At 62.1% G+C, this 26326-nt stretch carries 23 protein-coding genes; 9 read left to right on the top strand and 14 right to left on the bottom strand.

Annotated features, from left to right (window positions below):
* Positions 1–33 precede the first annotated feature (33 nt).
* From D6Z24_RS06650 to D6Z24_RS06640, 3 genes are all read right to left on the bottom strand, one after another.
* Positions 34–1122: an AAA family ATPase gene (locus D6Z24_RS06650; protein WP_129125781.1), complete on the bottom strand. Its 1089-nt coding sequence runs from the start codon at positions 1120–1122 to the stop codon at positions 34–36.
* Between the two features lie 82 nt (positions 1123–1204).
* Entirely contained in the window at positions 1205–3118 is a 1914-nt protein-coding gene (locus tag D6Z24_RS06645) for a SpoIIE family protein phosphatase (RefSeq protein WP_129125780.1), read from the bottom strand.
* A gap of 137 nt (positions 3119–3255) precedes the next feature.
* Positions 3256–3831 (bottom strand): HD domain-containing protein, encoded by a 576-nt coding sequence (locus tag D6Z24_RS06640; protein ID WP_129125779.1) that lies wholly within the window; start codon positions 3829–3831, stop codon positions 3256–3258.
* Positions 3832–4020: 189 nt separating this feature from the next.
* Here D6Z24_RS06640 and D6Z24_RS06635 point away from each other — a divergent pair, with 189 nt between their 5' ends.
* Positions 4021–5424, top strand: a complete 1404-nt coding sequence (locus tag D6Z24_RS06635) for a sigma-54-dependent transcriptional regulator (RefSeq protein WP_246014589.1) — start codon at positions 4021–4023, stop codon at positions 5422–5424.
* Here the strand turns inward: D6Z24_RS06635 and gptM are convergent.
* On the bottom strand, positions 5393–6757 hold the full coding sequence (gene gptM / locus D6Z24_RS06630; RefSeq protein ID WP_129125778.1) for a geopeptide radical SAM maturase: 1365 nt from the start codon (positions 6755–6757) through the stop codon (positions 5393–5395). The genes D6Z24_RS06635 and gptM overlap by 32 nt on opposite strands.
* Positions 6758–7157: 400 nt before the next feature.
* Between gptM and D6Z24_RS06625 the strand changes: the two genes are divergently transcribed.
* Genes D6Z24_RS06625 through D6Z24_RS06615 form a run of 3 tightly spaced genes read left to right on the top strand, consistent with a single transcriptional unit; the run spans position 7158 to position 11342 of the window.
* Positions 7158–8930, top strand: coding sequence for a TonB-dependent receptor plug domain-containing protein (locus D6Z24_RS06625; protein ID WP_162605081.1), 1773 nt, complete (start codon positions 7158–7160; stop codon positions 8928–8930).
* Positions 8918–9763 (top strand): ABC transporter substrate-binding protein, encoded by an 846-nt coding sequence (locus tag D6Z24_RS06620; RefSeq protein WP_129125776.1) that lies wholly within the window; start codon positions 8918–8920, stop codon positions 9761–9763. Before D6Z24_RS06625 ends, D6Z24_RS06620 begins: the two co-directional genes overlap by 13 nt.
* 1 nt (position 9764) lies before the next feature.
* Positions 9765–11342, top strand: a complete 1578-nt coding sequence (locus tag D6Z24_RS06615; protein ID WP_246014588.1) for a sensor histidine kinase — start codon at positions 9765–9767, stop codon at positions 11340–11342.
* Here D6Z24_RS06615 and D6Z24_RS06610 read toward each other — a convergent pair.
* The 7 genes from D6Z24_RS06610 to D6Z24_RS06580 form a co-directional block, all read right to left on the bottom strand.
* The gene (locus tag D6Z24_RS06610; protein ID WP_129125775.1) at positions 11339–11638 is read right to left on the bottom strand and encodes a hypothetical protein; all 300 of its coding nucleotides are present in this window, start codon (positions 11636–11638) and stop codon (positions 11339–11341) included. The two genes, D6Z24_RS06615 and D6Z24_RS06610, sit on opposite strands and share 4 nt — an antisense overlap.
* A 280-nt stretch (positions 11639–11918) precedes the next feature.
* The gene (locus D6Z24_RS06605; RefSeq protein WP_129125774.1) at positions 11919–12293 is read right to left on the bottom strand and encodes a response regulator; all 375 of its coding nucleotides are present in this window, start codon (positions 12291–12293) and stop codon (positions 11919–11921) included.
* Between the two features lie 15 nt (positions 12294–12308).
* Positions 12309–13379, bottom strand: coding sequence for a chemotaxis-specific protein-glutamate methyltransferase CheB (gene cheB / locus D6Z24_RS06600; RefSeq protein ID WP_129125773.1), 1071 nt, complete (start codon positions 13377–13379; stop codon positions 12309–12311).
* A 40-nt stretch (positions 13380–13419) separates the two neighbouring features.
* Positions 13420–15465, bottom strand: coding sequence for a hybrid sensor histidine kinase/response regulator (locus D6Z24_RS06595; protein ID WP_129125772.1), 2046 nt, complete (start codon positions 15463–15465; stop codon positions 13420–13422).
* A complete protein-coding gene (locus tag D6Z24_RS06590) occupies positions 15466–17202 on the bottom strand; it encodes a methyl-accepting chemotaxis protein (protein ID WP_129125771.1) in 1737 nt (578 codons plus the stop codon). It abuts the gene before it with no gap.
* Between the two features lie 51 nt (positions 17203–17253).
* Positions 17254–17799, bottom strand: coding sequence for a chemotaxis protein CheW (locus tag D6Z24_RS06585; RefSeq protein WP_129125770.1), 546 nt, complete (start codon positions 17797–17799; stop codon positions 17254–17256).
* 32 nt (positions 17800–17831) lie between these two features.
* Positions 17832–19772: a CheR family methyltransferase gene (locus D6Z24_RS06580; RefSeq protein ID WP_129125769.1), complete on the bottom strand. Its 1941-nt coding sequence runs from the start codon at positions 19770–19772 to the stop codon at positions 17832–17834.
* Between the two features lie 367 nt (positions 19773–20139).
* Between D6Z24_RS06580 and D6Z24_RS06575 the strand changes: the two genes are divergently transcribed.
* From D6Z24_RS06575 to D6Z24_RS06565, 3 genes are all read left to right on the top strand, one after another.
* Positions 20140–20316: an FmdB family zinc ribbon protein gene (locus D6Z24_RS06575; protein WP_129125768.1), complete on the top strand. Its 177-nt coding sequence runs from the start codon at positions 20140–20142 to the stop codon at positions 20314–20316.
* A 281-nt stretch (positions 20317–20597) separates the two neighbouring features.
* Positions 20598–20819, top strand: coding sequence for an RND transporter (locus D6Z24_RS06570; protein ID WP_129126093.1), 222 nt, complete (start codon positions 20598–20600; stop codon positions 20817–20819).
* Between the two features lie 95 nt (positions 20820–20914).
* Positions 20915–22588 (top strand): FAD-dependent oxidoreductase, encoded by a 1674-nt coding sequence (locus D6Z24_RS06565; RefSeq protein ID WP_129125767.1) that lies wholly within the window; start codon positions 20915–20917, stop codon positions 22586–22588.
* Positions 22589–22687: 99 nt separating this feature from the next.
* Here D6Z24_RS06565 and D6Z24_RS06560 read toward each other — a convergent pair whose 3' ends face one another.
* The 3 genes from D6Z24_RS06560 to D6Z24_RS06550 form a co-directional block, all read right to left on the bottom strand.
* Entirely contained in the window at positions 22688–23056 is a 369-nt protein-coding gene (locus tag D6Z24_RS06560; protein ID WP_129125766.1) for a hypothetical protein, read from the bottom strand.
* A 21-nt stretch (positions 23057–23077) separates the two neighbouring features.
* Positions 23078–23302: a type IV pilin protein gene (locus D6Z24_RS06555; protein WP_129125765.1), complete on the bottom strand. Its 225-nt coding sequence runs from the start codon at positions 23300–23302 to the stop codon at positions 23078–23080.
* A 206-nt stretch (positions 23303–23508) separates the two neighbouring features.
* Complete coding sequence (locus D6Z24_RS06550) at positions 23509–24030, bottom strand: nitroreductase family protein (RefSeq protein ID WP_129125764.1); 522 nt, start codon at positions 24028–24030, stop codon at positions 23509–23511.
* Between the two features lie 217 nt (positions 24031–24247).
* Between D6Z24_RS06550 and D6Z24_RS06545 the strand changes: the two genes are divergently transcribed.
* Together D6Z24_RS06545 and D6Z24_RS06540 are read left to right on the top strand one after the other, a co-directional pair.
* Entirely contained in the window at positions 24248–24850 is a 603-nt protein-coding gene (locus tag D6Z24_RS06545; RefSeq protein WP_129125763.1) for a TetR/AcrR family transcriptional regulator, read from the top strand.
* A 176-nt stretch (positions 24851–25026) separates the two neighbouring features.
* The gene (locus D6Z24_RS06540; protein WP_129125762.1) at positions 25027–26286 is read left to right on the top strand and encodes an efflux RND transporter periplasmic adaptor subunit; all 1260 of its coding nucleotides are present in this window, start codon (positions 25027–25029) and stop codon (positions 26284–26286) included.
* Positions 26287–26326: the final 40 nt, after the last annotated feature.

Below are 26326 nucleotides of genomic sequence, written 5' to 3'. Positions count from 1 at the left end.
CTGGTATCGATTTACCTGTCCCCGCCTCTTTTTTTACAGCAGAGCGTCTATCGCGGAGAAGTCCACGTCCTTCTCGGCGTTGGCCATGATCCAGTTGAGCTTTTCCTGGTCCTCGTAAGTGATCTTCGCCACGTCGTCGGATAGGGCGGTGAAGACGTCGGCGGTGGTCTCCTCCACCCTGATGAAGGGGATCCCCGAGTCGAAGAGGATCTGCTGGGTGACCTCGGAAACGGGGGCGTGGCCGGATACGACAAGACCGGCGATCTTTTCCTTGTATGCCGGGATGTGGTAAAGCGAGGAGAGCGTTACGACCAGCTCGTCCCTCGAGCTCGTCACGATCATCAGGGTGGAATCCAGAAGTCCGTCCACCACCCGCTGCGAGGAGGCGGCGCCCAGCTGGATGTTGTGGATGATCCGGCTCTTCTGTGTCATATCCCCTTGAAGCGGCAGGTCGAACAGTTTGGAGATGTGACTGAGGGTAGGGTTGGCGAGGATCGGAGAGTAGTTGAACCCGTCGATCACCTTTATCTTCGGTTCGAAGGCACGCTTCAGGTACTTGCAGGTCACTTCCTTCTTGCTCGGCATCATCTTGTTGACGATGATCCCCCTCACGTCCGCACCTTCGCGCTCATACAGGGCGAGGTTCAGGTGCACCGCGTCGATCACCTTGCCGATGCCGCTTTCGCTTACGATCACCACAGGCGCGTCGATCAGCTTCGCCACCTTTGCGTTGGAAAGCCCGATCACCGCACCCACGCCGCCATGTCCGGCCCCTTCGATGATCAGGAAGTCGTACTTCTTCTCGAGCTCCCGCACCGCCTCGAGGATGCAGTCGGAAAGCGAAAGGTCGTCCAGTTTTCCCGCCAGGTAGTCCTTGGTGAAGTCGCGGTGCAGGGCGACCGGCGACATGAGGGCGATGTCCTCCTCCATGCCGAAGGCCTTCGCCATCAAGAGGGCGTCCATGTCCACCATGAAATCGTCGTAGAGGAGCACCTTCGGGCCGAAAGGTTTCACGAATCCGACCCGCTTGTACTTCTTCCTCGCCTGGTGCATGAGCGAAATGCTGATGGTCGTCTTGCCACAGTTTTGTCCGGTCGCCGCAACGAAGATCTTTTTCGCCATATGCACACCCCTGAATCTTTTGAATGGCGTATGTTTACACCATCGCGGCGTGCATCGTCAAGAAAAGTAATCGGGCAAGGGGTCAGGGGAGGAACTTGAGGGCGAGCATGGAGATGTCGTCGTTGAAGGTGGCGCTGCCGGTGAAGGCGCGCAGTGCATCGAGGATCGCCTCTATGATGCCTGCGGCGGGCTTTTTGTGCTCGCGGGCCAGCACCCCCTTCAGCCTCTCTTTGCCGAAGAACTCGCCGTCGCCGTTTTCCGTCTCGGTGATGCCGTCGGTGTACAAGAGAAGCAGGTCACCTTTTTCCACCTGCATCGCCATTTCGTGGAAGGCGACGCGGCGTTGCACCCCGAGGATGAGCCCCTCGGCGTCGAGCTCGAAGAAGCGCTCCTCCGCCGGCCGGAACAGAAGGGGAGGGGGGTGGCCCGCGTTGCTGTAGCGCAGTTTGCCGGTGCCCCTCTGGTAGCTCAGGTAGGACATGGTGATGAAGAGTTCCGCGCGGCTCAGGTCGTCATGGAGGATCTCGTTCAGCGCCGCGACCACCTGGGCCGGGCCGTCCAGGGCCGGCATCTGGGCGTGCAGGACGCTTCTAGTCTCGACCATGATGAGTGCGGCTCCCACGCTGTGCCCCGACACGTCGGCGATGACCAAGTCGAGCCGTTCGCCGTGGGGGAGGATGTCGAAGTAGTCACCGCCGATGTGACTTGCCGGGACGCAGCGCCCGGCGCAGTCGATGCCGCTTAAAAGGGGAGGGGAGGCGGGGAGCAGCGAGAGCTGGATCTGCCGTGCGATCTCCATTTCCTTGTGGAGACTCGTGTTCTGCAACAGCGCCTGCTCGGCGAGTTTTCGTTCGGTGATGTCCTGCTTGATGCAGATGAAGTGCTTGATCCGCCCGGTCTCGTCGATCACCGGCGTGATGGTCTGCTCCTCGGGGTAGAGCTCGCCGTTCTTGCGCCGGTTCACCATCTCGCCGTGCCAGGTCCTGCCGGACATGATGGTGCTCCAGAGGTCTTCGTAGAAGTCGGGGGCGTGACGGTCCGATTTCAGGAAGCTGAGATCCCGTCCCAGCGCCTCGTCCTCGGTATAGCCGGTCATCCTGGTGAATGCGGCGTTCACCGAAAGCACCATGCCGCAGCTGTCGGTGATGACGATGGCGTTCGCCGCCGCCTCGAGCGCCGCACTTTGCACCTGCAGCGATTCTTCGGCACGCTTTCGTTCCGAGATGTCCGAGATGAGGCCGTCGTAGGCGATCAGTTCCCCGCGCTCGCTGTAGCGCGGCACGATGGTGTTGATGACCCAGCGCAGCGAGCCGTCCTTGTGGCGGATCCGGTGTTCCAGCGAGGGGACCTCCCTGCCGGCCTTCACCTCCTCGGTGAGTCCCGTCACCGCGGCGCGGTCCTCCTCGTGGATCATCTGGTACCAGAGGAAGGGGTTGTCGACGTACTCCTCGTTGCTGTACCCGGTAACCGAAAGGCATCCCGGGCCGTGTGTCGTGCGCACCACCTCGCCGTCGTTGAGGCTCACCGTGTAGATGTAGTCGGTGACCGCGGCGACGAGCCTTTTGTAGCGCCGCTCGCTTCGGACCAGTGCGGCTTCCGCCTCGCGTCTTTTGCGCCGCACCTCCGCCTCGTGCATCTCGCGCTCGATGGCCGGGATCAGGCGGGAGGTGTGCCCCTTGATCAGGTAGTCGTTGGCCCCCTCCTTCATGGCGCCCACCGCCGTGTCCTCGCCGATCTTGCCGGAAACGATGATGAAGGGGATGTCGAGACCGGACTCGCGCAGCACCTGCAGGGCTTCGAGCCCGGTGAAGCCGGGGAGGACGTAGTCCGAGATCACCACGTCCCACTCGTCCTCCTCCAGCGCCCGGCGCATCGCCTCCGCGGTCTCGACCCGCCTGGCGACGGGTGCGTAGTTGCCGCGGCGCAACTCGAAGGTGAGGAGCAGGGTGTCGTCCTCGGAGTCTTCCACAATCAGCACGCGGAGCGGTTTTCCCATGAAAACACCTGTAGAGAGGGACACATGATCGGTGCAGACCCGACTTGGGGGTAGGGCGCTAAAAATGCCCAGTGACGCTGCACCTTTAGCAGTATAGCATATTCCTTGGTCCGGTGCGGACCGGAGGCTAATTAGGATTAGGCAAGGGGGAGGGGGGGCGCGGGAGTGCCGAGGCCGAAATCGGCGAGCCAGTTCTCGAAGATGCGGACCTTTTCCTGGCTGAAGCGCGCGAGGTCGCTGCGCACCTGCTCGGTGCTCTTTTCCCGTTCCAGCTCGCCCCCTTTCTTGGAGTAGAAGAGGTCGGCAAGGGCCACGATGCGCTCGCAGTCGGTGACCGGTGACATCTCGCGCTCGGGAAGGGCTAGCTTTTGCTCCGCGATGTCCCGCGCGGTGAGCCCGACGCCTATGTGGCGCTCGCAGACCATGGCGTGGTGCGGCAGCCCCTCGGCATCGAGTATCGTGCGTCCGATGATGCCGTGGCTTAGGTAGGGCGCCTTGCCGAAGCAGTTGAGCTTGGGCGCGTAGACGCGTGAGACGCCTATGTCGTGCAGAAGCGCCGCCTCCTCGATGAAGCGCAGGTCGAGCTGCCTTCCTTTGACCCCTTCCGCTATGGCGAGCGCCTTGTCGGCCACCATGCGGCTGTGCCGGTACACTATCTCCAGCCCCTGGGGGTTGTCGTTGAAGTATTTTTCCAGGAGCGCTCTGGGATTCATATCAGCCTCCGTAGTTTATGGTCCTGCTCAAGGGCTAGATTAAGCCGATTACGCCTGTCATTGCAACATGATTGACGCGGGCTGGCGTCAGGAAAATATCCGCCTGTGACGAGAAGAAGGTTGAATAACGAAGCTTAACATTATATGATGTGAGCCCTTTAAGCATACTGTGTCTATCCGGGTGGTGTGATGAGAGTGAAAACGGTTGCCCAGCAACAGATGCTTGTCGTGGACGACGAACCGGGGATCCTCAACGAGGTCTCGCTGCTCCTTTCGTCCAGCGACATCCCCGAGGTAGCGACCATCTCCGACAGCCGCCAGGTGCTTCCTTACCTGCGGGAGCGCCGGGTGAGCGCCGTGGTTCTCGACTGGGTGATGCCCAACGTCTCGGGGGCGGAGATCCTTCAGAGCCTGACCGTGGAGCACCCGGAAGTCCCGGTGATCGTGATGACCGCGATGGGTGACGTGGAGACCGCGGTCGCCTGCATGCGCCAGGGGGCCTTCGACTTTCTGACCAAGCCGGTCGACCCGAACCGTCTGGTGGCGAGCGTCAAAAAGGCGATGCAGGTGAGCGAACTCGGGCAGCAGAACCGGATGCTCAAGGACTACCTCCTCGCCGACACCCTCGGAAACCCCGACGCCTTCGCCGGTATCGTCACCGAATCGAAGAAGATGCGCGGCATCTTCCAGTACATCGAGGCGATCGCCTCCTCGCGTCTGCCGGTGCTCATCACGGGAGAAACCGGGGTGGGAAAGGAGCTCCTCGCCCGCGCGGTCCACGAGGTCTCCGGGGTGTCGGGACCCTTCATCTCGCTGAACGCGGCCGGTCTCGACGATTTCATGTTTTCCGACACCCTCTTCGGGCACAAGAAGGGGGCCTTCACCGGTGCGGACAGCAAGCGCGACGGCCTGATCGCGGCTGCGGCTGGTGGGACCCTCTTTCTGGACGAGATCGGCGACCTGAACCACGCCTCGCAGATAAAACTCTTGAGGCTTTTGCAGGAGCGCGAGTACTACCGGTTGGGGTCGGACCTCCTTCTCAAAAGCGACGCCCGCATCGTTGCCGCCTCCAACATGGATTTCGCCGCGTTAAGGGGCGCAGGAACCTTCAGAAACGACCTCTACTTCCGCCTTTGCGCCCACGAGTTCCGCGTTCCCCCCTTGCGGGAGCGGCTCGAGGACCTGGAGGTGCTCGTCGACTACTTCGTGCGCCAGGTCGCGGCCGAGCAGGAAAAGCCGGTGCCCAGGGTGCCGCCTGCGGTGATCGCGGCGCTGCAGCAATGCAGCTTCCCGGGCAACGTTCGCGAACTCTACAACATGGTGCACCACGCTGTCACCTGCAACGACGGGTCCCCGTTGTCGGTTGCAGACTTCCCCGGGGTGACACCTGCCCCGGCCCGTGCCCCGCAGCCGGTGGACTGCGGCAACCCTCTCTTCGCGCTCTTCGGGAAGTTTCCGACTGTCATGCAGGTGGAGGAGTATCTGATTGCCGAGGCGATGAAGCTTACCAGCGGCAATCAGACACAGGCGGCCGAACTTCTGGGGGTGACCCGCCCGACCCTCAACAAGAGGCTGAAGCAGGAGCGCCACTAGGGGCGGGGGAGGATACGCCGCGCGCTGTGGGCACCTTCCTTGCCTCCCCCGATGTGCCCGTGTACGCCAAGTCCTGCTCCACGATCCGCTCAAGGGCGGCGTCGAAGTGGTCGCGCCGACAATCGACCTCGCTCACCGTCTTGTCCTGCAAAAGGTTCAGAAAGCGGCAACCGCCGAAGCAAAGCGGAAGGTAGGCGCAATCGAGGCAGGCGTCCACCCGCCAGTTGCCGACGGCGTGCGAAGCGCGGAAATCCCTGATTCCCTCGGCGAGGTTGCCGATGGAGAATCCGTCCCACCCCATGAGGGCCGGGCATTTGTAGAAATCCCCCTCGCAGTTGACCAGGAGGTTCTTTTCCAGTTCCACGATACAGGCGGAGACCTTCGGCTTGGAGGTCTTGAAGCCTCTCTTCAGGATCTCTTCGCGCAGGTAGAGCTGCGCTTCCACCAGCCATGGCGCGCTCGAACTGACGCACCCTGAACTGCGCTCCGAACATCCCGCCTTCGGCGTCACCGGTGTGAAGAGGACGCTTTGGATCTTCTCTTTGGTGATGCCGCGTTCCACCAATTGGTCGAGCAGGCGCGGGAAGTGCAGGTAGTTCTCGCTGCGGAAGTTCCCGCCGAGCTGGATCGGGACCAGGTCCCATATGGCGGCGATGTTGTCCACTATGGCGTCGAAACTCCCTGCCCCGGAGGCGTAGGGACGTTCGATATCGTGGATATGACGCGGGCCGTCCAGGGTGAACTTGGCCCCCTTGAGGCCAAGCTCCGCCAGTTCCCCGGCGCAGCGCCGGTTCAAAAGCGTGCCGTTGGTGACCACGGAGAACCGGTAGTCCACCCCGTGGCGCTCCGCTTGCTCCTTGAGGGGCCGGGAGATGCGGCGGATCAGGTCGAGCGACAGGAGGGGTTCGCCGCCGTAGAAGCTGAGCTCCGCGTCGAAGCCCCGGGTTATCTGCTCGCGCAAGAGGTACTCGACCAGGAGGTCGGCGGTGGCCTCGCTCATATATCGGCCGTCGCGAAACTCCGCCTCGTAGCAATACCCGCAGTTCAGGTTGCAGTCGAGGTTCAGCACCACCATCGCGGTGAAGCGTCGGCTTTTCGCGTTCACCCGGTCCAGCAAGCCGCGCATCTGTTCCCGTTCGCTGTCTGGATCGGGCACCAGCATGCCCAGGTGCGCGAGCTTGTCGCGCAAGGTGTCCGGAAGGGTACCTTTGCGGGCATGATCGAGGGCGGCGCCGGAGAGGATGGCGGCGGAAAGGCGCAGGGTCGAGTAGAGAAGGAAGTGATCGGGACGGTTTTTAGCGGGGTAGATCTTCAGGTAGCGTGACATGTGCATGGCTGGGTTCCATTCTGCGACGTGGTCATGGCATTTTCTGTAATGGCTTTGAAAGCGGCTGCGGCGTGCGCCCTGCATTCAGGGCGCACGCCGCAAGACGATGTTCTTACAGCGAGTTGTAGAAATACACAAACAGCGTATAGCAGCAGCTTACGCCTTCGGATTGAACTTCTACGTCCGTGCCTGTTTCGAGGACTTCCAATGCCAGGTTCTCTTTTGCCATTGCCATTCCCTCCTTGTTTTGTCAATTTGTTTTGCAATCTGCGTTAGCGCGTGCTAAGGTTAGCACCGTCTAAGCTTAATTGCAACTAATTTTAAAAAAAATTATTCAAGGGGGGTGCTGTTGAGCAATCGTAATGACTTGCATGAGCGGTGCTGTGCCAATATGGGAGGTTTGTTGGTGGCTGCGCTGCTATTACTGATACTGTTTGCAGGTGTCGCAAGTGCCAGCGATGATCTCAGTTCTCTTGAGCTCTTCAATGGCCCCGATACCGACGTAGTCACCGGCAGCAGATCGCCGCGCCCCGCCTCGCAGACCGCCGAAAACATAACCGTCGTGACCTCCAAGGAAATCGAGGATATAAACGCGCACAACCTGACCGACGTGCTTTACATCGTGACCGGGGTGCCGGTTGAGATGAACCGGACGCCTGGCTCGGTGAGCATCGCCCGCGTGCAGGGCGCAAACTTCAACCATGTCCTGGTTCTCGTCGACGGCATCCCCATCAATAACCTTGCCGACAATTTCGCCGACATAAGCTCCATCCCGGCGCAGATGATCGAGCGGGTCGAGATAGTGAAGGGGGCCGCCTCCTCTTCTTGGGGGAGCGCCCTGGGTGGCGTTATCAACGTCATAACGAAGAACCCTCACGACGACAGACCCTTCGGCGGGCTTGTTTCCGGCTCCACCGGTACCCGCGAAACGGCTGACGGCAGGGTCGAGGCGGGTGGGACCTTACATCGCTTTGGCTACTATCTGACCGCAGGAAAGCTTCGCTCCGACGGCCTGCTTCCCAACAACGATGTGAGCCTGGGCAGCTCGTACGGAAAATTACGCTACGAGCTGCCGGCAGACGGAACGATCACCCTCAGTTCCGGGTTCACCGAAAATGATAGCGGACAGACCGCTACAGATATGGTGCACGTAGATCAGGGCTCTCGACAGGTCATCTCGATGCTGTCCCTGCGCTACCCGCTTTCGCACCGGCTTGTCTTTGATGCGTCGCTGCAGGGGCGACGATACTCGTCGCATGTCTCCGTTCTCGATCCTACTGAAGCTTTGCAGTACCTGTCCACCCTCACGAAGGAGACCAGCCGTGGAGGGGGAGTGAAACTCTCGTGGCTCGGGGACACGCACCTGTTGGTCGGTGGGGTCGATTACGACCACGTGAAGGCCAAACTGGACCTCGCGGGAGAAGAGGCGGTATGGCGCGCCGATCGTGTCGGTGTCTACGCAATCGACACCATCACACTCGGCTCCTTCGCCATCACCCCCAGTGCCCGCTTCGACAGGACCGGATCCGGGGGGGATCACTTCAGCCCGAGCCTAGGCCTCACCTACGCCCTGACTGAAAACAGCGTGCTGCGTGCGTATACCGCCAAAGGGTACAGTCTCACCTCCCTCAACCGGTCCGATTCCACGGAAAAAGTATGGACTTCCCAGGTCGGCTTCGAAACCGGGGACGTCCCCTACCTCTGGCTCAAGGGAACCTTCTTCAGAAACGACACCAGTAACGTCCAGTCCGATGGGCCATTGGGACCAAAACAGCGGCAACTGAGGCAGGGGGTGGAGGTGGAGGCGAAAACCCTCCCGGTCCTCAACACCTCTCTTTCGGCAGGTTACACCTATGTCAGGGCCACCGATAAGGCCACCGGTGATGTCCTAAATGGTATTCCGGTGCACACCGTGAAGATCGGACTCAAGTATGACGTCGCTGAGCAGCTGCACGCGGAACTGATCGGCAACCTGGTCGACTGGAATGACCCGGGGCACTCCCGTACCGGGGGCGTCATCTGGGACGTGCACCTGAGAAAGTGGATCGCCACTACCGACATCTTCAGCCTCGAGATTTTTCTTTCCGTGCGCAACATATTCGATGGGCGGCAGTATTTGGACCCCATCTTTCGAAACACCGGACGTTGGGGCGAAGCGGGGGTGAGATGCAAGTTTTAAGGTCCCTGCTTTTTCTGTTGTTGCTGCTCAGTCCTTTGCCCGCTTTTGCCTACGATGTGCTCATCCTGCAGTCCATGCATGAAAAGGGGTACGAGGAGGCGGTCCGGGGGTTCAGGAAGGAATGCCGCGCCTCAAGCCGCATGATCGTCCTCGCCGACTACGCCGACCTCGACCTCGTCAGGATCGTGAGGGAGGAGCATCCCAAGGTGGTTATCGCCGTCGGGGACCGCGCCCTCGAACTCGCACAGAGGCAGGGGGATGCCCCCGTTTTGTGCATGATGGCGCTCAACGTGAAGCCGCGCCGCTCGGTGAGCGGCATCAGCATGCTCTTCGATCCGACCCGGTACCTCGCCCTCTTCCAATCGCTCGGTACCGAACGGGTAGGGGTGCTCTACGACCCCGGGCGCAGCGGCCTCTATGTGAAAAAGGCGCTGGCCGCCTCCAAGGGGCATCTCCGTCTCGTCCTGCGTGAGGTTCATGCGCCCAAGGAGACCCCGGCCATGCTCCAGTCGCTCAGGGGAAAAGTGGACGCGCTTTGGATGATTCCGGACGTCACCGCGGTTTCAGCCGCCTCGACGGAGGCCTACTTCCTGTTCTCGCAGTCCGAGAGGGTTCCGGTCGTAAGCTTCGCCGACGTCTACCTCACCATGGGGGCGGCGGTGGCGCTCACCATTGACCGGTTCGACATAGGAAGGCAACTTGGAGAGATGGCCCGTGACCTGCTCGAGGGGAGAGAGCCGGAAGACGGGATGGTTCCCCCGCGCAAGGTGCTGAGCAGGACCAACGACGGTGTGGTGCGCCAGCTGAAGCTAAACGGTCTGGGGGGGCATTGAGATGAAGATGAGGAGGAAAAAACTCAGGCTCCCTCCCTACGCGAAGAGCTTTCGTTTCCGTCTCTACCTGATCTTCACCGGGACCATTGCGCTTCTTACCGCCGCCTTCGTTTCCTTCTACGTTGTCACCGAGGCGGGAGCGTACCGCAGTAACCTGGAACGCGAGGGAAAACTCCTTGCCACTATCCTTGCGCACAACGCGCGGCTGCCGCTTTTCGCCGAGAACGTGAAGGCGCTCGAGTCGCTTGCCGAGAGTACCGCTCGCTATCCTTCGGTGCTCTCCGTCTCGATCAGCGACCGCGAGGGGAGGGTCTGCGCACGGCAGTTGAAGTCGGACCGCATCCCGGACGACGCCGTCACCATGGTGGTGCCCATCAGCCTGCCGAGCGGTCTTTCTCCCGAGTCGGCGCTTCTTGGTCACCGGGAGGGGAACGAGGAGCGGGTCATCGGAGAGGTGCGCCTGAGGCTCGATACCACCGGGGAGCGCGAGCGGGTGCTCACCCTGGTAGGCGCCTCCCTCGGTATCGGGACCCTTTTCTGGGTCGCGGTCTCGCTGCTGAGCTACCACGTCCTGAAGCGGGTGACCGGTTCCTTCAATCTCCTTCTGGGGGGGATCGAGGAGATCGGCTCGGGGAAGCTTTCGGCACGCGTCGATCTTGATGGCGACGACGAACTCGGTCGCGCCGCTAACGCCATAAACGCCATGGCCGCGTCGCTGGAGTTGCGCGAGCTGGAGAACCTCGCGCTGCAGGAGGAGCTCCTCAAAGCGATGAAACTCGAGGTGCAGGAGGAGAAGAAGCGGGTCATGGCGCGGCTTATCCAGACCAACAAGATGACCTCGCTCGGGCTTTTGCTCTCCTCGATGGCGCACGAGATCAACAACCCGAACGCTTCGATCCGCTTTTCCGGGCACATGATCGGCAAGATGCTGGCTGATGCGCTGCCGCTTCTGGACGGGGTATGGCAGGAAGAGGGGGACTTCTACCTCGGAGGGGTGCCGTACCACAAGGCGCGGCTCGTTCTGGTTGAAAACACGGGAAAGATCGTGGAGAACTCGGAGCGGATCGCCATGGTGGTGCAGGGGCTGAGGGACTACGGGGTAGGCTCCACCGTGCGGCAGCACCAGAAGCTGGACGTGAACGCGGCGGTCGGCGCGGCGTTGTCGGTGCTTGCCTGCCAGACCAACAAGGACATCCAGCTCCAGACCTCCCTGGGCACCGGGTTGCCGGTCGTCGCCGGCAGCCAGCAGCAGATCGAGCAGGTGCTCATCAACCTCATCCTGAACGCCATGCAGTCCTTCACCGGCGGCCAGGGGGAGATCCGCCTTACCACCCGCTGCAAGGCGGGGGGAGATGAGGTGTTGGTCGAGGTGCGTGACAACGGCAGCGGCATAGCGCCTGAAACGATGGAACGGCTTTTCGAGCCCTTCTATTCGACGAAGCTTGAGCGCGGCGGCAGCGGCCTCGGGCTCTACATCTCCCAGTACATCGTCGCCGAGCATGGCGGCAGTCTGGAGCTTACTTCTCGCCCGGGCGAGGGGACCCTCGCCACCGTGACGCTCCCGGCCGCCTCCTGCTAGTGGTGGACGTGTTCACCGCCTAGGACGGTCAGCATACCCCCGATCCGCTCCATCAGGTCGGTGAGTGCATCGCCGTGGTACCCTTCACCGCAAATCCTGCGCATCTGGCTCAAGAGCCCCTCAAAGACATCCTCGCCGCAGGAGCCCTTGACTACCTCGTTGGTCAGGGCGTCGTTCAGCAATAGCCTCTTCATCTGGATGAGTTGGATCTCCACCCGCAGCTTCTTTATGGTAGGCATGTCGCTTTGCTTCAGCAGTTGGAGGCACTGATTGATGATGCTGTACTGTTGGTCCATGATCCTCTCCCGGTAACGATGGCATCGACAACAGGGACCTTATTCCAATATGTATGCCAAGGCGGAGATCGGGAAAAATCATGTGGAAACGGCATGTTATGGCGACACTCGGGTGGGGTCGCCGCGCGGCGGGAGTGTGAAAAAATTTACACCTTCAGGGTGCCCCTTCTGCTAAACCGCGCACTTTCGCACCTTTGCGGCGGCCGGGTAAAAAAATGCACTGTTCGTTTTTTTACAACCTGCGCCGCTTTAGCTCTCGCGCGCCGGACCGCACTCTCCCTCAGGCCTGGGCCAGACAGCTGCGTACCGTGTCGGTGATCTGCGCCGCGGTGAAGGGCTTCAGGATGTAACCGTTCGCGCCGGCCTCGGCCATCAAGGCGCGCATCTCCGCTTCGCTCTTCGAGGAGAGGAGCAGGATCGGGATGTCGCGGCTCACCTCGTTCTCCTTCAAGAGCTTCGCCTTTTTGTTCCCGTCCAGCATCGGCATCATGATGTCCATGATGATCAGGTCCGGCCTCTCCTTGGAGAAGATGTACCGATTCGCCTCGATGCCGTTGGTGGCGGTAAGCACCAGGTATCCTGCCTGCTCCAGCGCGTCTTTCGCCATGGCGAGCACGAGCTCGCTGTCGTCTATGATGAGGATCTTCTCGTTCATGGTGGCTCCTTTATGTCAGGTAACGGGCGCTGGGGCGCCCGATGAGGGGGCGGTGCGTACATCTCCGAAGAGTCGTTCCAGGACGGCGGGGATCAGGTCCAGCGGGACCACCCGATCCACGGCGTCCAGGGTGATGGCGGCCTTGGGCATGCCGAAGACGGCGCAGGAGGGCTCGTCCTGCACGATGGTGGTCCCCCCCGCCTCACGGATGCGCAGCATCCCCTGCGCGCCGTCTCTTCCCATGCCGGTCAGCAGCACCGCCACGACCTGATCGCAGCGCTGCCGGGCGAGCGACGAGAAGAAGACGTCGATGGAGGGGCGGCAGCAGTTCACCGGGGGGGTGTCGACCAGGCGGATCGTGCCGTTGTCGAGGGTGAGGTGGCTGCCGTCGGGCGCGACCAGTACCTCGCCGGAGCTGCACGAGGCACCGTCCCGGGCCGTGGTGACCGGCAGGGCGCACTCCCTGTCCAGCCACTTGGCGTAGCCCCGTGCGAACCCGGGGGCTATGTGCTGCACCACGAAGACGGTTCCCGGGAAACCCGCGGGAAGCGACTTCAAAAGCCGCATCACCGCCTTCGGTCCCCCGGTTGACGCGCCGATGGCGAGGATGGTGTGGCCGGCGCCGCCGTGCGGGGGAGGGATCGCCTCGGGGAGCCGCAACCTGCGCCTTGGGTGCCGGATCACTCGGATCCTCGAGAGGAAAAGGATCTTCTCCCTGAGCGTCCGGGCGAATAGTTCCAGCGACGCCTCGTCCTCCAAAAGCGGTTTCTCCATGACGTCCAGGGCGCCCCGCTTGATGGCGGCGAAGGCGCGGTCCACCTCGTTCGCCTCGACGTTGCCGGAGAGGACGAGGACCGGGGTAGGGGTCTGGGACATGATCTCCTCGATGGCGTCCAACCCGTCCAGAACGGGCATGAGCAGGTCCATGACCACGAGGTCCGGGGCGAGTGACTGGGTCAGCTCGACCGCCTGCACGCCGTCGGCCGCCTCGGCCACCACCTCGATGCCGTCCACGCCGTGCAGCATGTCTTTCAAAAGCCGGCGCGCGAGGAGGGAATCGTCCGCCAGCACAATCCTCGTGGTCATGTCGCTCCTTTTCATCGGGCGCTTCCGCGCCCCTTCCCGGTCACCCTATGAGCATCTGCACCGTTTCCAGCAAAAGCCCCTGGTCGAAGGCGCCCTTAACGATATAGGCCTGCGCCCCCGCCTGAAGCGCCTGCCGCTTGTCCTCGTCACGCGACAGCGACGACACGATGATGATCGGGGTCTCCTGGTACGTCTCCGAGGCGCGCAGGAGCCGGGTGAGCTCGAAACCGTTCATCCCCGGCATTTCCACGTCCGAGATGATGAGGTCGAAAGATTCGGCCGCGCTCTTCTCCATGGCGTCCTCGCCCGAGACCGCGGTCACCACGTGGTACCCCTGGCCCGCGAGGATGCTCTGCTCCATGGTGCGGGTGGTGATCGAGTCGTCGACGACCAGGACCTTCGGACGGCGCCTGGCGGCCGCTTCCTCCTCGGGAGAGAGGACGGCGCGCGGCGCACCCCCTCCGGGCTGGAAGAGGTCCGGCACGTTCAGTATCAGGGCGGGGTTGCCGTCCCCCATGATGGTGGCGCCGAAGAGGTAGCGGACGGTTCCGAACTGCTTGCCGAGCCCCTTGACCACCACCTCGGAGTACCCCACGTGGCTTTCGACGATGCAGGCGATCCTCTGGTCGCAGTGCTTGAGCACCAGGACCGGCAGCGGGGCGTCCCCCGCGTCGCGCCGCGCCGGGAGTCCCAGCATCCCTGCCAGGCTGTAAAGAGGCGTGGTGGCCCCGCGCACCTTGATCACCTCGTCCGTCCCCATGGTGGTGATTTCCGACGGGCGCACCTTCAGTATCTCCTGCAGATAGGTGGCGGGGACGGCGAAGGTCTCGTCGCCGCAGGTGATGATGAGCGCGTCCAGCACCGAGAGGGTGAGCGGCAGCTGCAGGGTCACCCGGGTGAACCGGCCGGTCTCGCTCGACAGCGTCACGTTACCCTTGACGCGCTCGATGTTCTTCTTGACCACGTCCATGCCGACCCCGCGCCCGGAGATGTCGGTGACGATCTCGGCGGTGGAAAAGCCCGGGCGGAAGGTGAGGTAGAGGGCCTCCTCGTCGGTTAGCCCCTCGGCCTCGCGCGCCTCGATGACGCCGCGGGATACCGCGGCGGCCTTGATTGCGGCAGGGTCCATGCCGCGCCCGTCGTCCCGCACCTCGACGAGCACCGAATTCCCTTCGTGGCGCGCGCTTAAAAGGACGCTCCCCCGGCGCGGCTTGCCCGCCTTTTCGCGCGCCTCCGGGGGCTCGATGCCGTGGCTTAAGGCGTTGGTCAGCAGGTGGATGAGGATGGGCTTCAGCCCGTCGAGGAGCACCCGGTCCATCTCGATTCCCTGCCCCTCGATCTCGAACTGCACCTCGCGGGAAAGCTGCAGCGAGAGGTCGCGCACGAGCCGTTCGAGACCGTCCGAGATGGTCTTTAGCGGCAGCATCCTGAGCCCCATCGCCTTTTCGTGCAGGTCCTGGATCAAAAAGCCGAGGTAGAGGATGTCCTCCTCCAACTCCCCGCGAAAGGCGGTGAAGGGGGCCGCCTTCTCGGGGGGGAGCTCGTAGCAGAGCTCCTTCAGCCCGTCGAGCTTCGCCTCGAGGCGCTTTCTGTTGATGATCATCTCGCCGACCAGGTTCACCAGGTTGTCGAGGGTCTTCACGTCGGCGCGCACCGTATCCGCGACCGCTCCCTCCGCCTTCGCCTCGAGCGGCTCGGCCGGCAAAAGCCGTCCCGATTCTCCCCGCTCGTACTCGGCGACGAAGCGCTCCACGTCGATGTCCGGTGGAACGCCCCGCATGAGAGCCGAGGTGATGAGGGCCACCGCGTCGGCACCCTTCAGCAAAAGGTCGATCGTCCCGGCATCCACGCGGCGAAGGCCCTGCTCCATCCCCTTCAGGAGCTCCTCCATGGTGTGGGTGATGGCGCTTATGTCGGCAAGCCCCACCATGCGCGCCGACCCCTTAAGGGTGTGCGCGTTTCTCAAAAGCTCGTGCAAAAGCTCGGTCCGCGCCGGGTTCTTCTCCAGCACCAAAAGGCCGCTTTGCAGCGAGGCGAGATGTTCCTCCGCCTCCCGGCAGAAGATCTCGAGGTACCGGTTTCCCATCTAGGCCTCTTCCTCGGTGATCTCCTTGAGCCTCTGGGCGAGTTCCAGGATCTCGGCGATGGCACGCTCGGTTTCGTGTGCGGAGAGCGCCACCTGCTGCGCCACGTCGCGCACCTCGCTCATGGTCTCCGCCATCTGCTCGCAGGCGGAGGTCTGCTGCTGGGTGGAGAGGGTGATCTCCTTGGCCGTCCTCACCGTCTCCTGTGCGGTCGCCTGGATCGTGGCGAAGGAGTACTGCACCTTGTCCACCAGGTGCGAAGCGGCGTCGACCGCCTTGGTCCCCTCCTCGGTCACCATGATGGTGTTGTTGGTGGCGCGCTGGATTTCGCTGATGAGCCCCTTGATCTGGCGCGTCGCATCGACGGTGCGGTCGGCCAACCGCTTCACCTCCTGGGCCACGATGGCGAAGCGCTTGCCCGCCTCGCCGGCACCCGCCGCCTCGATGGCGGCGTTCAGGGCGAGGAGGTTCGTCTGGTCGCTGATCTCGTCGATGATCTCCACGATGCCGCCGATCTTCTGGCTGTTCTCGCCAAGCTCCAGCATGCTCTTCGCGATGCTCTGCACCTGGCTTCGCACCTGTCCCATCCCGTCGATGGCGTTCACGACGTCTTCGCGACCGCCGTTGCAGTTCTTCGTGGTGTCTTCGGCCACCGTCTCCACGCTCTTCGAGTTGGCCGTGATCATCTTGGCGGTGATGGCGATCTCCTCGCTCGTGGTGGTCACCTCCTGGACCGCGCTTGCCTGCTGGGTCGAGCCGGAGGCCTGTTGGGCGCTGATCGCCATCATCTCGTTGGCGGCGCTGGAGAGTTGGATCACCGCCTCCTTGACCGAGGCGATCAGGCGGCCGCTGCGGCCGATCTCGTCTTTCAGGTCGCGCACGATGACCGTGGTCATCACGTTGAAGGCCTCGGCGAGTTCACCTATCTCATCGTTACTCTCCACGGGGATGGTCTCGTCCAGGTCGCCGCCGGTTATCTTGTGCGCCTTCTCGGTGAGCTGCAAAAGGGGCCGCACCGCGCGGCTCACCACGAGGAGGATGGTGACGCTCGCAACAGCGAGCAGGATCGCCATGCTCCCGACGATCTGGTTTCTGAGCTCGGCCCCTTTCTGTTCGGTCTTCACCATGGAGAAGCCGATCCGGAAGGAGCCCCAGTGCTTGCCCCTGACGAAGACCGGGGAGGAGAGGTCCCACATGGTCTCGCCGGTGTCGCGCTGGTACACCTGCTTAAAGTAAGGCTCCCGGTTCTTGGATGCCGCAATCCCCACAGGGTCGCTGAAGATACGCTTGGTGCGGTTGTTGATCTTGTCCTTCTCCCGGTCACCGGTAAGCGGCACCGAGTACTTGGAATTGTGAGTAGCGATGTAGCCGTTTCGGTCGGTGAGGACGGCGAAGACGATCTGGTCGTCGTGCAGGAACTCGTCTTCGAGGGGCTGCACCGCCTGGTCCATGAACCGGTCGAACTGGGTGTGGTACTTCTGCGGCTCGGTGTTCGGTATCGGCACGTAGTGCTCGTCGAAGAGCTGCTCCATGGTGAGGTTGCCGTTCGCCACCGCCTCCTCGAGGATCCGCTCCATGGAGCGCGCGCCGGTCTGCGCGAGGATGCGTCCCTTGGAGAGAAGCTCCTGCTCCATGTTGGCGCGGCGCGAGCGGACGAAGTAGATCGAGAAGGCGGTCATGATGACCACCATGACCATGATGAGCACGCTGACGATTTTTACCGATAGCTTGTTGGACATGTCGAACCCCGGTCTCGTATTTTATCGGCCCCTCAAAGGGAGCCAGTGCGGTTATGCCTCGCCCACCAAAAGCTCCGGCGCGGCAAGGAGGGCCTCCATGTCGAGGAGCAGGATCGCCCCCTCCTCGAGGTTGAAGTGCCCCCGGATGAACTGTTTCCTTTCGGCTGAGAGCCCCGCCGTCGCGGTCTCGAACTGTTCCAGGTCGAGGGGCTGCACCCCGTGCGCCGCCTCCACCAGGATGCCGGTCGAGAAGAGGTCGCCGCGCACGACGAGGATCCTCCCGGTGGGGCCTAACTCCGGCTGTGCGAGCCCCAGCATGGGGCGGATGTCGATCGCCGCGGTGATGTCGCCGCGCAGGTTGAAAATCCCGGTGACGAGGCTTTGCACCGCGGGGACCCGGATGAGCTTCGGGATGCGGATCACCTCGCAGGCGAAGTGTGTCTCGAAGGCGTAGCGTTCTCCACCCAGGGTGAAAACGAGGCATTCGAGCATCTGCTTCGCTTCGCTCTCCTCCTCGGAAAGCGCTTCCCAGTACTCCTCGCGCATCTGGTTCAATATGCTGCGGATGTCGTATCCGTTGTCGTTGCCGGTTGCCATCGTCTACCTCGCGGGGGCCTTGCGGCCGTTTGTCACGCCACCCGTGCCAGCTCGTTTTGCAGCTGCACCATGCAGACCGCCCGGGTCAGCCCCCCCGAGAAGGGGATGGTCTGGTCGTCGCTCAACCGGGAGAGGATCCTGATGCTGTTTCTGAGCTCGCGGGCCGCGTCGTTCACGCGTCCTTGGCGCAGGTGCAGCCGCCCCATGTGGTAGCGCGGCATGATGAAGTCATGGTCCAGAAGAAGCGCCTTTCGGTACTCGGCGGCAGCCTCGGCAAGACGGTCCTCGGCGTCCAGGAGCACCCCCTTGAGAAAGTACGCCTCCGCCAGGAGGTCGTTGAGCTTCAGGGCGCGCTCGCAGCTATCCATGGCACGGGGAAGCTCTCCCTTGCCGGCAAGGATGAACCCGGTGAGAACAAGCGCCTCGGCGTACTCCGGCTTCTCTTGAGGCAGCTGCTCAAGTAGCGCCAGGGCGGCTTCGAACTCCTCCCGGTCGAAAAGCTCGCGGGCCTGGCGGCAGAGGTCCGAGTCGTCGCGCATGGCGGAAGCTGGGGGGAGAATAGGGAGGTCGGAGTCGGTTGTCGGCTGGTCCTGTGACTGCCCCGCCTGCACCGCAAGACCGGCCTGATCTGTCGGACCTGTCGGACCTGTCGGACCTGTATCTACGCTCGGCGCCTGCGCAGCAAGCCAGGCCGCGGCAAGCCGCATCTGCTCAGGTGTCAGCTCCCACTCCGGCTGCGGTGTACCCGGGTCGCGGCGCTCCCTTTGCGGCTGCCCCCCCTTCACGTAATAGAAGCTCCGCTCCTGGCGCCTGAGGCTCAAGGGGAGCCCTTCATGCTGCAGGAGCGTTTCGGAGTGCCCGAGGAAGAGGAGCCCCCCGGGGGCAAGAGCGTCGGCAAAGCGCTCCAGCATCTGCTCCGCGCTTTGCGTGGTGAAATAGATGAGGACGTTGCGACAGAAGATGGCGTCGAGTCCCTGCAACTCCTCGCAAAGCGGCTCGTGGCATGGGGCGGAGAGGTTCAGGTGCGAGAACTGCACGAGCTGCTTCACCTCGTCCCGGATCAGAAAACTCTCGCCGACCCGCCTGAAGTAGCGCTGCACCTGATCAGGTCTCGTGATCCTCATCGACCACGGGGAGTACACCCCCTCCCGGGCGCGCTTCAGCGAACGGTTGTTGATGTCGGTGGCGATGATCCGAATGTCACGCTCCCTCCAGTCGGGGAGCGCCTCCATCACGGTCATGGCGATGGAGTAGGGTTCCTCGCCGGTGGAGCAACCGGCCGACCAGATACGCACCGGAGCAGGGGCGTCCTTCAAAAGGGCGAGACGCTCCCTCAAGACATCGAAATGGGCCGGGTAACGGAAGAAGTACGTCTCGCCCACGGTCAGAAACTGCAGGAGCCGCTGGAGCTCGTGACGGTCCTCGCCGTGCAGCTTCAGGTACTGCAGGTATTCTTCGAAGCTCCACATGCGCAGTGCCGCCATGCGCTTGCGCAGCCCGCGCGCCAGGGCCGCCTGGTTGCGCGCCTCGAAGTGCAGCCCGGTATGCTTCAGTATGTGTCTTGAGAAGGCGCAGGCCAGACGGGAGGAAAGTTCTTCCTCTTGTTGGGGCCCGGACTTTCTGAGTGCGACAAGGGCCAGGTCGTCGAACAGGCGCTTCTCGTCCACCGGCGTCGGGATGAAGTCGAACACCTGGAGCAGTTCCGCCTCGAGCCTCAGGCAGTCTGATATGACGATGACCGGGACCGAGCGCGGCCCTTGCGGGGTCTGGACCCTGTGTTCCACCGCGAGCGAGGGGACGCTTGAGGCCTCCACCGCAAGGATGATCAGATCGGGTTTCCGTCTTCTGACCGCCGGAAACGCTTCTTCTGCAGGACAGACGGGGAGTGGGGTGTGACCCGCACTCTGAAGCAGGCCGCAGAGATAAGCAGCGAACGAATCGTTATCGCTTATGACGAGGATTTGCAAAGACAAGTGGCTGGTCCTCTTTCTGCTGCTTTAGGTTTTGGCGATAGCTTACTCTTCGGGTGTAGTGTGACTGTATTACATTGAAATAAAACGTTCTATCGTGACACGATTCCTTGCAATATCGGCCATGCTAGCATTTTTAATGATTGGGTCAACTAAAATTAATCTCATAGCTAAAATAATGTTTTGTACTAGCCTTTGCTTGCGCACGCATGCGCCGCCACGAGAGCGCAGCGGAGGGGGGCGACCGTGCCGATGGGCGATACCTGGAGAGACTGCCGGCGCCTGACCTCGTAAGATCACCCTTGACACCTGCTTACCCTGGATATAATATATTCGAAAGTTTGAATGTATACAGAAGGAGCGTGAGCAAATGCCTATCTTTGAGTACGTCTGCAACGCGTGCGGTCAGAAGTTCGAGAAACTGGAAAAAGGGAGCGCCGTCGAGGAGAAAAACTGCCCCGCCTGCGGGTCCGGTGACGTGAAAAAGGCGTTGTCCGTCTTCGCCGCATCCGGGAGCTCGGACAACAAGTGTTTCAGCGGCGGCTGAAGGTTCTGATGCATCGCGCCGGTCGGTGCGACGATTTGCAAAGGAAAAGGGAGGCTTCGGCCTCCCTTTTTCGCATATCCGGGGCAACGTCTCCTGGGGCCGCCGAACGCTGGAGCGTATACGGCGCATTTTGGAGGGGGGTGCCGTAAATATCTGTTGACATGAGGAAAACCGAATGTATATTGTGCAATTTCCACTAGGAGAGTTGGCAAAACAACGGGTAAAATGGCTGGCGCCGCGGACGGTGGCCGTCTCTTACCGGAGGATTTTGGGTGCGTAAAATGCGTCTTCCCGGCTATGGAACCCTTATTCCCGTCGCGTTGCTGCTCGGCTTTGCCCCCTTTTATCCGGAGCCGCACCTGGTCGGCAAGGTGAGGATGCTTCTTGCAGGGACCTTGTCGAGGCCGCTGGATGTTTTCGACCTGTTCTGGCATACGTGGCCGTTTGCGTTGCTGCTCGCGCGCATCGTCATCGACCTGAAGGGAAAAAGGGGCGCGTCTTAGCGGTGCTACGACCTAACGCATAAAGCATCAGACTGTAGTTGATTTGTCCGGTTCCATCGCCGGGCCTGGAATTGTCGTAAAAGAAGGAGAAGTGGATGAAGAGGAGAATCGTCGTGGTCGGCGCCAACGCAGCCGGCGCCAAGGCGGCTGCAAAGGCCAGAAGGATCAACCCGAGGGCGGAGATCACCGTGATCGACCGCGGCAGCTTCATATCTTATGGCGCTTGCGGCATCCCTTATTACGTATCCGATACGGTTCCCGACGTGAAGGAACTCATGAGCACCCCGGTCGGCGTGGTGCGTGACGCCAACTTCTTCAAGAAGGTGAAGGGGGTGTCGGTCAAGACCAACACCGAGGTGACCGGCATAGACCGCGAAGCGAAGGTGATACGGCTGCGCGAGGGCGCCGGAGCCGAGACATCGCTTCCCTACGACAAGCTGATCCTCGCTACAGGCAGTTCTCCTTTCGTCCCCAAGATCGAAAACGTCGGCCTGAAGAACATCCTCACCGTTAAGTCCATCGAGGACGCCGAACTCCTGAAAGAAAGCGCTCTTTCCTGCCGTGCTGCCTGCATCGTCGGTGGGGGGCTCATCGGCCTTGAGACCGCCGAGGCGTTGCGGCAAAAGGGGATGCAGGTGACCCTCGTGGAGATGCGTGACCAGTTGCTCCCTGGTGTGCTCGATGCCGAGGTCGCCGCGTCGGTGGAAAAACACGTGAAACAGCAGGGGGTGACCGTGCTCACCGGGTGCGCCGTGACCGGGTTCGCAGGCGAAGGTAGCGTCGCCAAGGTCATGGTCGGTGAGCGGGAAATCGAGGCCGATTTGGTCGTCCTGGCACCAGGCGCCACTCCGAACGTACAGCTGGCCCGTGAGGCGGGGCTCGCCATCGGCACCACCGGGGCGATCGCCGTCGACCAGATGCTGCGCACGAGCGATCCCGACATCTACGCCTGCGGCGACTGCTGCGAGACGACCCACCTCGTGACCGGCAAGAAAGTCTTCGTTCCCCTCGGAAGCACCGCCAACAAGCAGGGGCGCGTCGCCGGCATCAACGCCGCCGGAGGCGAGGCGACCTTCGCCGGCGTCATCGGGACCAGCATCTTGAAGGTCTTCACTTTCAACGCGGGAAAAACCGGGCTCACCGAGACCGAGGCGCGCGCAAACGGTTTCGACGTGGAAACGGTACTCTCGCCGGCGCCGGACCGGGCCCACTTCTTCCCCGGGGCGAAGCCGATCATGCTGAAGCTCGTTGCCGACCGCAGCACCGGCCGTATCCTCGGTCTGCAGGCGGCTGGCGAAGGGGCGGTTGACAAGCGCCTCGACGCGGCTGCTGCCGCCATCACCTTCAAGGCGACCGCCGAGCAGCTCTCCCAGCTAGACCTGGCCTACGCGCCGCCGTACGGCGCCGCCATGGACAACCTTATCGTCGCCGCCGACATCATGAAGAACAAGCTCTCCGGGCACGCGCGCGGTATTTCGGCCCGCGAGGTGAAGCGCAAGCTCGACGAAGAGGAGGATTTCATCCTGCTCGACGTCCGCTCGCCGGCCGAACATGGCGAGATCGGCATCGAGGGGGCGAAGCTGATCCCTCTCGGCGTGCTGCGCGAGAAGCTGGAGGAGCTCCCAAAGGACAAGGAGATCGTCACCTTCTGCAAGATAAGCCTCAGGGGGTACGAGGCGCAGAAGATCCTCGACGCCGCCGGGTTCACCAACGTGAAGTTCATGGATGGCGGCATCATGGCGTGGCCCTACAAGTTCAGGGGGCGCTGATCCGCTTTCGGTTCGAAGCAATAAAAGGGGGGATGCCTGCGGCATCCCCCCTTTCTTTTTTACGGCCGCCGCCACAAGGGGGGGCATCTGGTTGGTGAGCTATTTCAGGTTGCAGTCTGCGGACCACGCACAACCGGTGGTGAAAAAAGTACCGTCCGCCGTAGTAGGGTCTTTCTCGTAGACCCCTTTCGCGACCGTCTTCGCGTAAACCGTCTGGATGTCTGATGCGATGCCGAAGGCACGCGAACCGTTTTGGTGCTGCATGATAGCCGCGTAACCTGCATTGGTGGTATTGATGCTCGGCTTCACCCCGGTCGAGTTTTTCAGCAGGGCAACGTCCGCGGTGGATCCTTCCCTGCCGCCGTAGAGCGTCAGTCCGGTTCTGTTGAAATCGCTGTTCCCCATGGTGCCGCAGTACGCCGCTGTGAACGGGAACAGCATAAAGATCACGGCAATGCTCTTTTTCATCTCACACTCCTTTCCCCGGGCCTACCGGTATGCCACTACGGCAGGGTATTCCTGGTTTTCCAAAACGTAGCTCTCCATGCCGACCTTGAGGTTCTTCAAATCGCTCGCCGAGGCGCTGTTGAAGGCCTTTTCCCGGTAGGCGGTCATCTGCGGGATGGCGAGCGTGGCCAAAACGCCTATGATGAGCATGACGGCGATGAGCTCGAAGAGCGTAAACCCCTTTTGATCGCGAATCATTGCGGGCATCTGCGGACCCCTCCCTTTCTGAGGCGAAACCGCCTTCTTGATAAGGACTTGCTGCATGTGTGGTAGCGTCACATTTAGCAGGAAGGGGGGCTGGAGGTCTGCCCGCATGCATCGGATTATCTTGTAGGCGATTTTCTTAATTCGGGTGGGAAAGGGAGTGGAGGAAGGGGGCGCGCAAATCGGCGCCCCCCTTTGCGTGGCAGTTGTCAGGCCCAGCGGTTGCGTCTGATCTTGTCGTGCTGCAGCTTTTCGGCCGGCAGCGGCCTCGGGTGCTCGGCCGGGTGCCCTATGCCCAGGACGCACTCGACCTTGATCGTTTCGGGGAGGGCGAGAAGCTCCCGGATGTATGCCTCGGCGCTTTGCCGCGCGTCGTGCTTTCTGTTGCGGATCTGGGCCCAACAGCTTCCGAGGCCGAGCGAGACGGCGGTGCACTGGATGAGGATCGCGGCGATCGAGCAGTCCTCCACCCAGACGTCGGACTTGGTTTCGTCGGCACACACCACTATGGCAAGCGGTGCGCGTGCCACAAACTCCGAGCCGTGCTGCTTGGAGAGGGAAAGCTTCTGAAGCAGTTCCGGGTCGTCCACGACGATGAACTCCCACGGGTTGATGCTGCGCGAGGCGGGTGCTCTCAGAGCGGATTCTATGAGTGTTTCAACGGCCTCGACGGAAACCTTCTCGCTGGTAAACTTCCGTATGCTGCGGCGTTTGCGTAACAGTTCGATCATGGCTCTTCCTTTCAGGCGACATTGCGTGTGGCGCTGTAACAAAGGCGCAAATCTACTCCAAAAGCGAGGCGGAGTCAAACCGTTGGTCTCTGAGCGTCGCGGGCGCCAACTGTCAGATCTTTACGGCTTTTTAATCGTATTTTCCCTTTTGCCTTATTGACAGGCACGTCGGTGCGGGTCTATAAGGAATGAAGATTCATTCCGCGGGAGAAAGACGATGGATAAGACCGAAAAGTGTGAGAAGGCAGAGAAGTGTTGCGACAAGCGTGAGCTCATCATCCAGGCGGCGCTCGAACTCGTCGCCGAGCAGGGGTTCCACGGCGCCCCCATGGCGATGATCGCCGAGAAGGCGGGGGTAGGCGCCGGAACGATCTACCGCTACTTCGAGAACAAGGACGACCTGATCCGCTGGATCTACAAAAACGTAGAGGAGCGCTTCGTCGAGGTCATGATGCAGGGGTACCCCGAAAACGGTCCGGTGCGCGAGCGCCTTCTGCACATAGGGACCGCGCTGGTGCGCCACCTGATCAGGGAGCCTTTGCAACTGCGCTTCGTGGAGCAGTTCCACAACTCCCCGTACGGCGTGGACCACAGGAGGGAGAAGATCTTCGGCGAGGGTAGAAAGGACGTCATCAGCGAACTTTTCCAGGAGGCGCTTCAGCAACAGATCTTCAAGCCGCTGGAGCTCGCCATCCTCTTCTCGCTCTTCTTCGGGCCGCTGATCGACATCTGCCGCGATCACATCCTGGGCTTCATAAAGCTGGACGACGCCCTGATCGAGCAGGTGGTAGGCGCCTGCTGGGACGCCCTGCGGCGCTAATTTGGAATGACCGTTCATTCGCAAGAGGTACTGACGTCATGTTGATGAAACTATGTCTGATCCTGTTCGCCCTGACCTGGGGCGGCATCGTTCTGATCGTCTCCTTCAGACGCAAGTAAGGTGGCTCAGCCGCCATAGACCCTTTATCGAGGCAGTAAAAAACAAACGAGGTGTATATGCAGATCACGTACAGGGCACAGTTGTTATCCGTAGTTCTCATGTTGGGCGGCTCCCTGGTCCTTGCCGGGTGCGGCAAAAAGCAGCAGCCCGCCGGGCCGCCGCAGGGCCCCCCCGAAGTCGGGGTGATCGAGATCCAGCCGCAGCGCGTTGCCTTGACCACCGAACTTCCGGGGCGCACCTCCCCGTACCTGATCGCCGAGGTCCGTCCCCAGGTGACCGGCATCATCCAGAAGCGCGTCTTCACCGAGGGGAGCGACGTCAAGGCAGGCCAGGTGCTGTACCAGATCGATCCGGCCACCTACCAGGCGGCTTACGCGAGCGCCAAGGCCGCCGAGGCGCGGGCCGAGGCGAACGTACTTCCCGCGAAGCTGAAGGAAGAGCGTTTTCGTGAGCTCGTGAAGATCAACGCGGTCAGCAAGCAGGACTACGACTCCGCCTACGCGGCCCTCAAGCAGGCCGAAGCCGACGTCGCCTCCGCCAAGGCCCAGGTGGAAAGCGCGCGCATCAACCTCGCCTACACGAGGGTGACCGCCCCCATCTCCGGGCGCATCGGGCGTTCCAGCGTAACCGACGGTGCACTGGTCACCGCGAACCAGGCGGCGCCGCTCGCCACCATCCAGCAGCTCTCCACCATGTACGTCGACGTGACCCAGTCGAGCTCGGACATGCTGAAGCTGAAGCAGAGCCTGGCCCAGGGGCTCATGAAGCGCGACAAGGCCGGTGAGGCGCGGGTGAAACTCCTCCTCGAGGACGGCACCCAGTACCCGGTAACCGGTACCCTCAAGTTCTCCGATGTGACCGTGGACCAGAGCACCGGCTCGATCACGGTGCGCGCCGTCTTCCCGAACCCGAAGCAGACCCTGCTCCCCGGCATGTTCGTACGTGCCGTACTCGAGGAGGGGGTGAACGAGGCGGCCATCCTGGTGCCGCAGCGTGGTGTGACGAGGAATGCGGCCGGACAGGCCATCGTCATGGTCGTCGGCGCCGAGAACAAGGTGGAGCCGCGTCCGGTCCAGGTGGCCCGCACCCTGGGTGACAACTGGCTCGTAAGCGGCGGGTTGAAGGCCGGCGACAAGGTGATTCTCGAGGGGATCCAGAAGGCGCGCCCCGGCACTCCGGTGAAGGTGGTGCCGTTCCAGTCCCCCGAAGGTCACGGCGGCCCCGGCGGTGCAGCACAGGGCGGCCAGGGTGCCCCCGGCGCGAAGCCTGCCGCCCCCACAGCCCCGGCGGCCCCGGCCCAGACCCAGAAGAAGTAGCCGCGACGACCACAACAGGCACATCCGTTGACGTTAAGTC

Source organism: Geomonas oryzae (assembly GCF_004117875.1).
GTDB lineage: Bacteria > Desulfobacterota > Desulfuromonadia > Geobacterales > Geobacteraceae > Geomonas > Geomonas oryzae.
The sequence above is the reverse complement of the archived record's forward strand: the minus strand, read 5'-3'. Positions and strand labels throughout refer to the sequence as shown.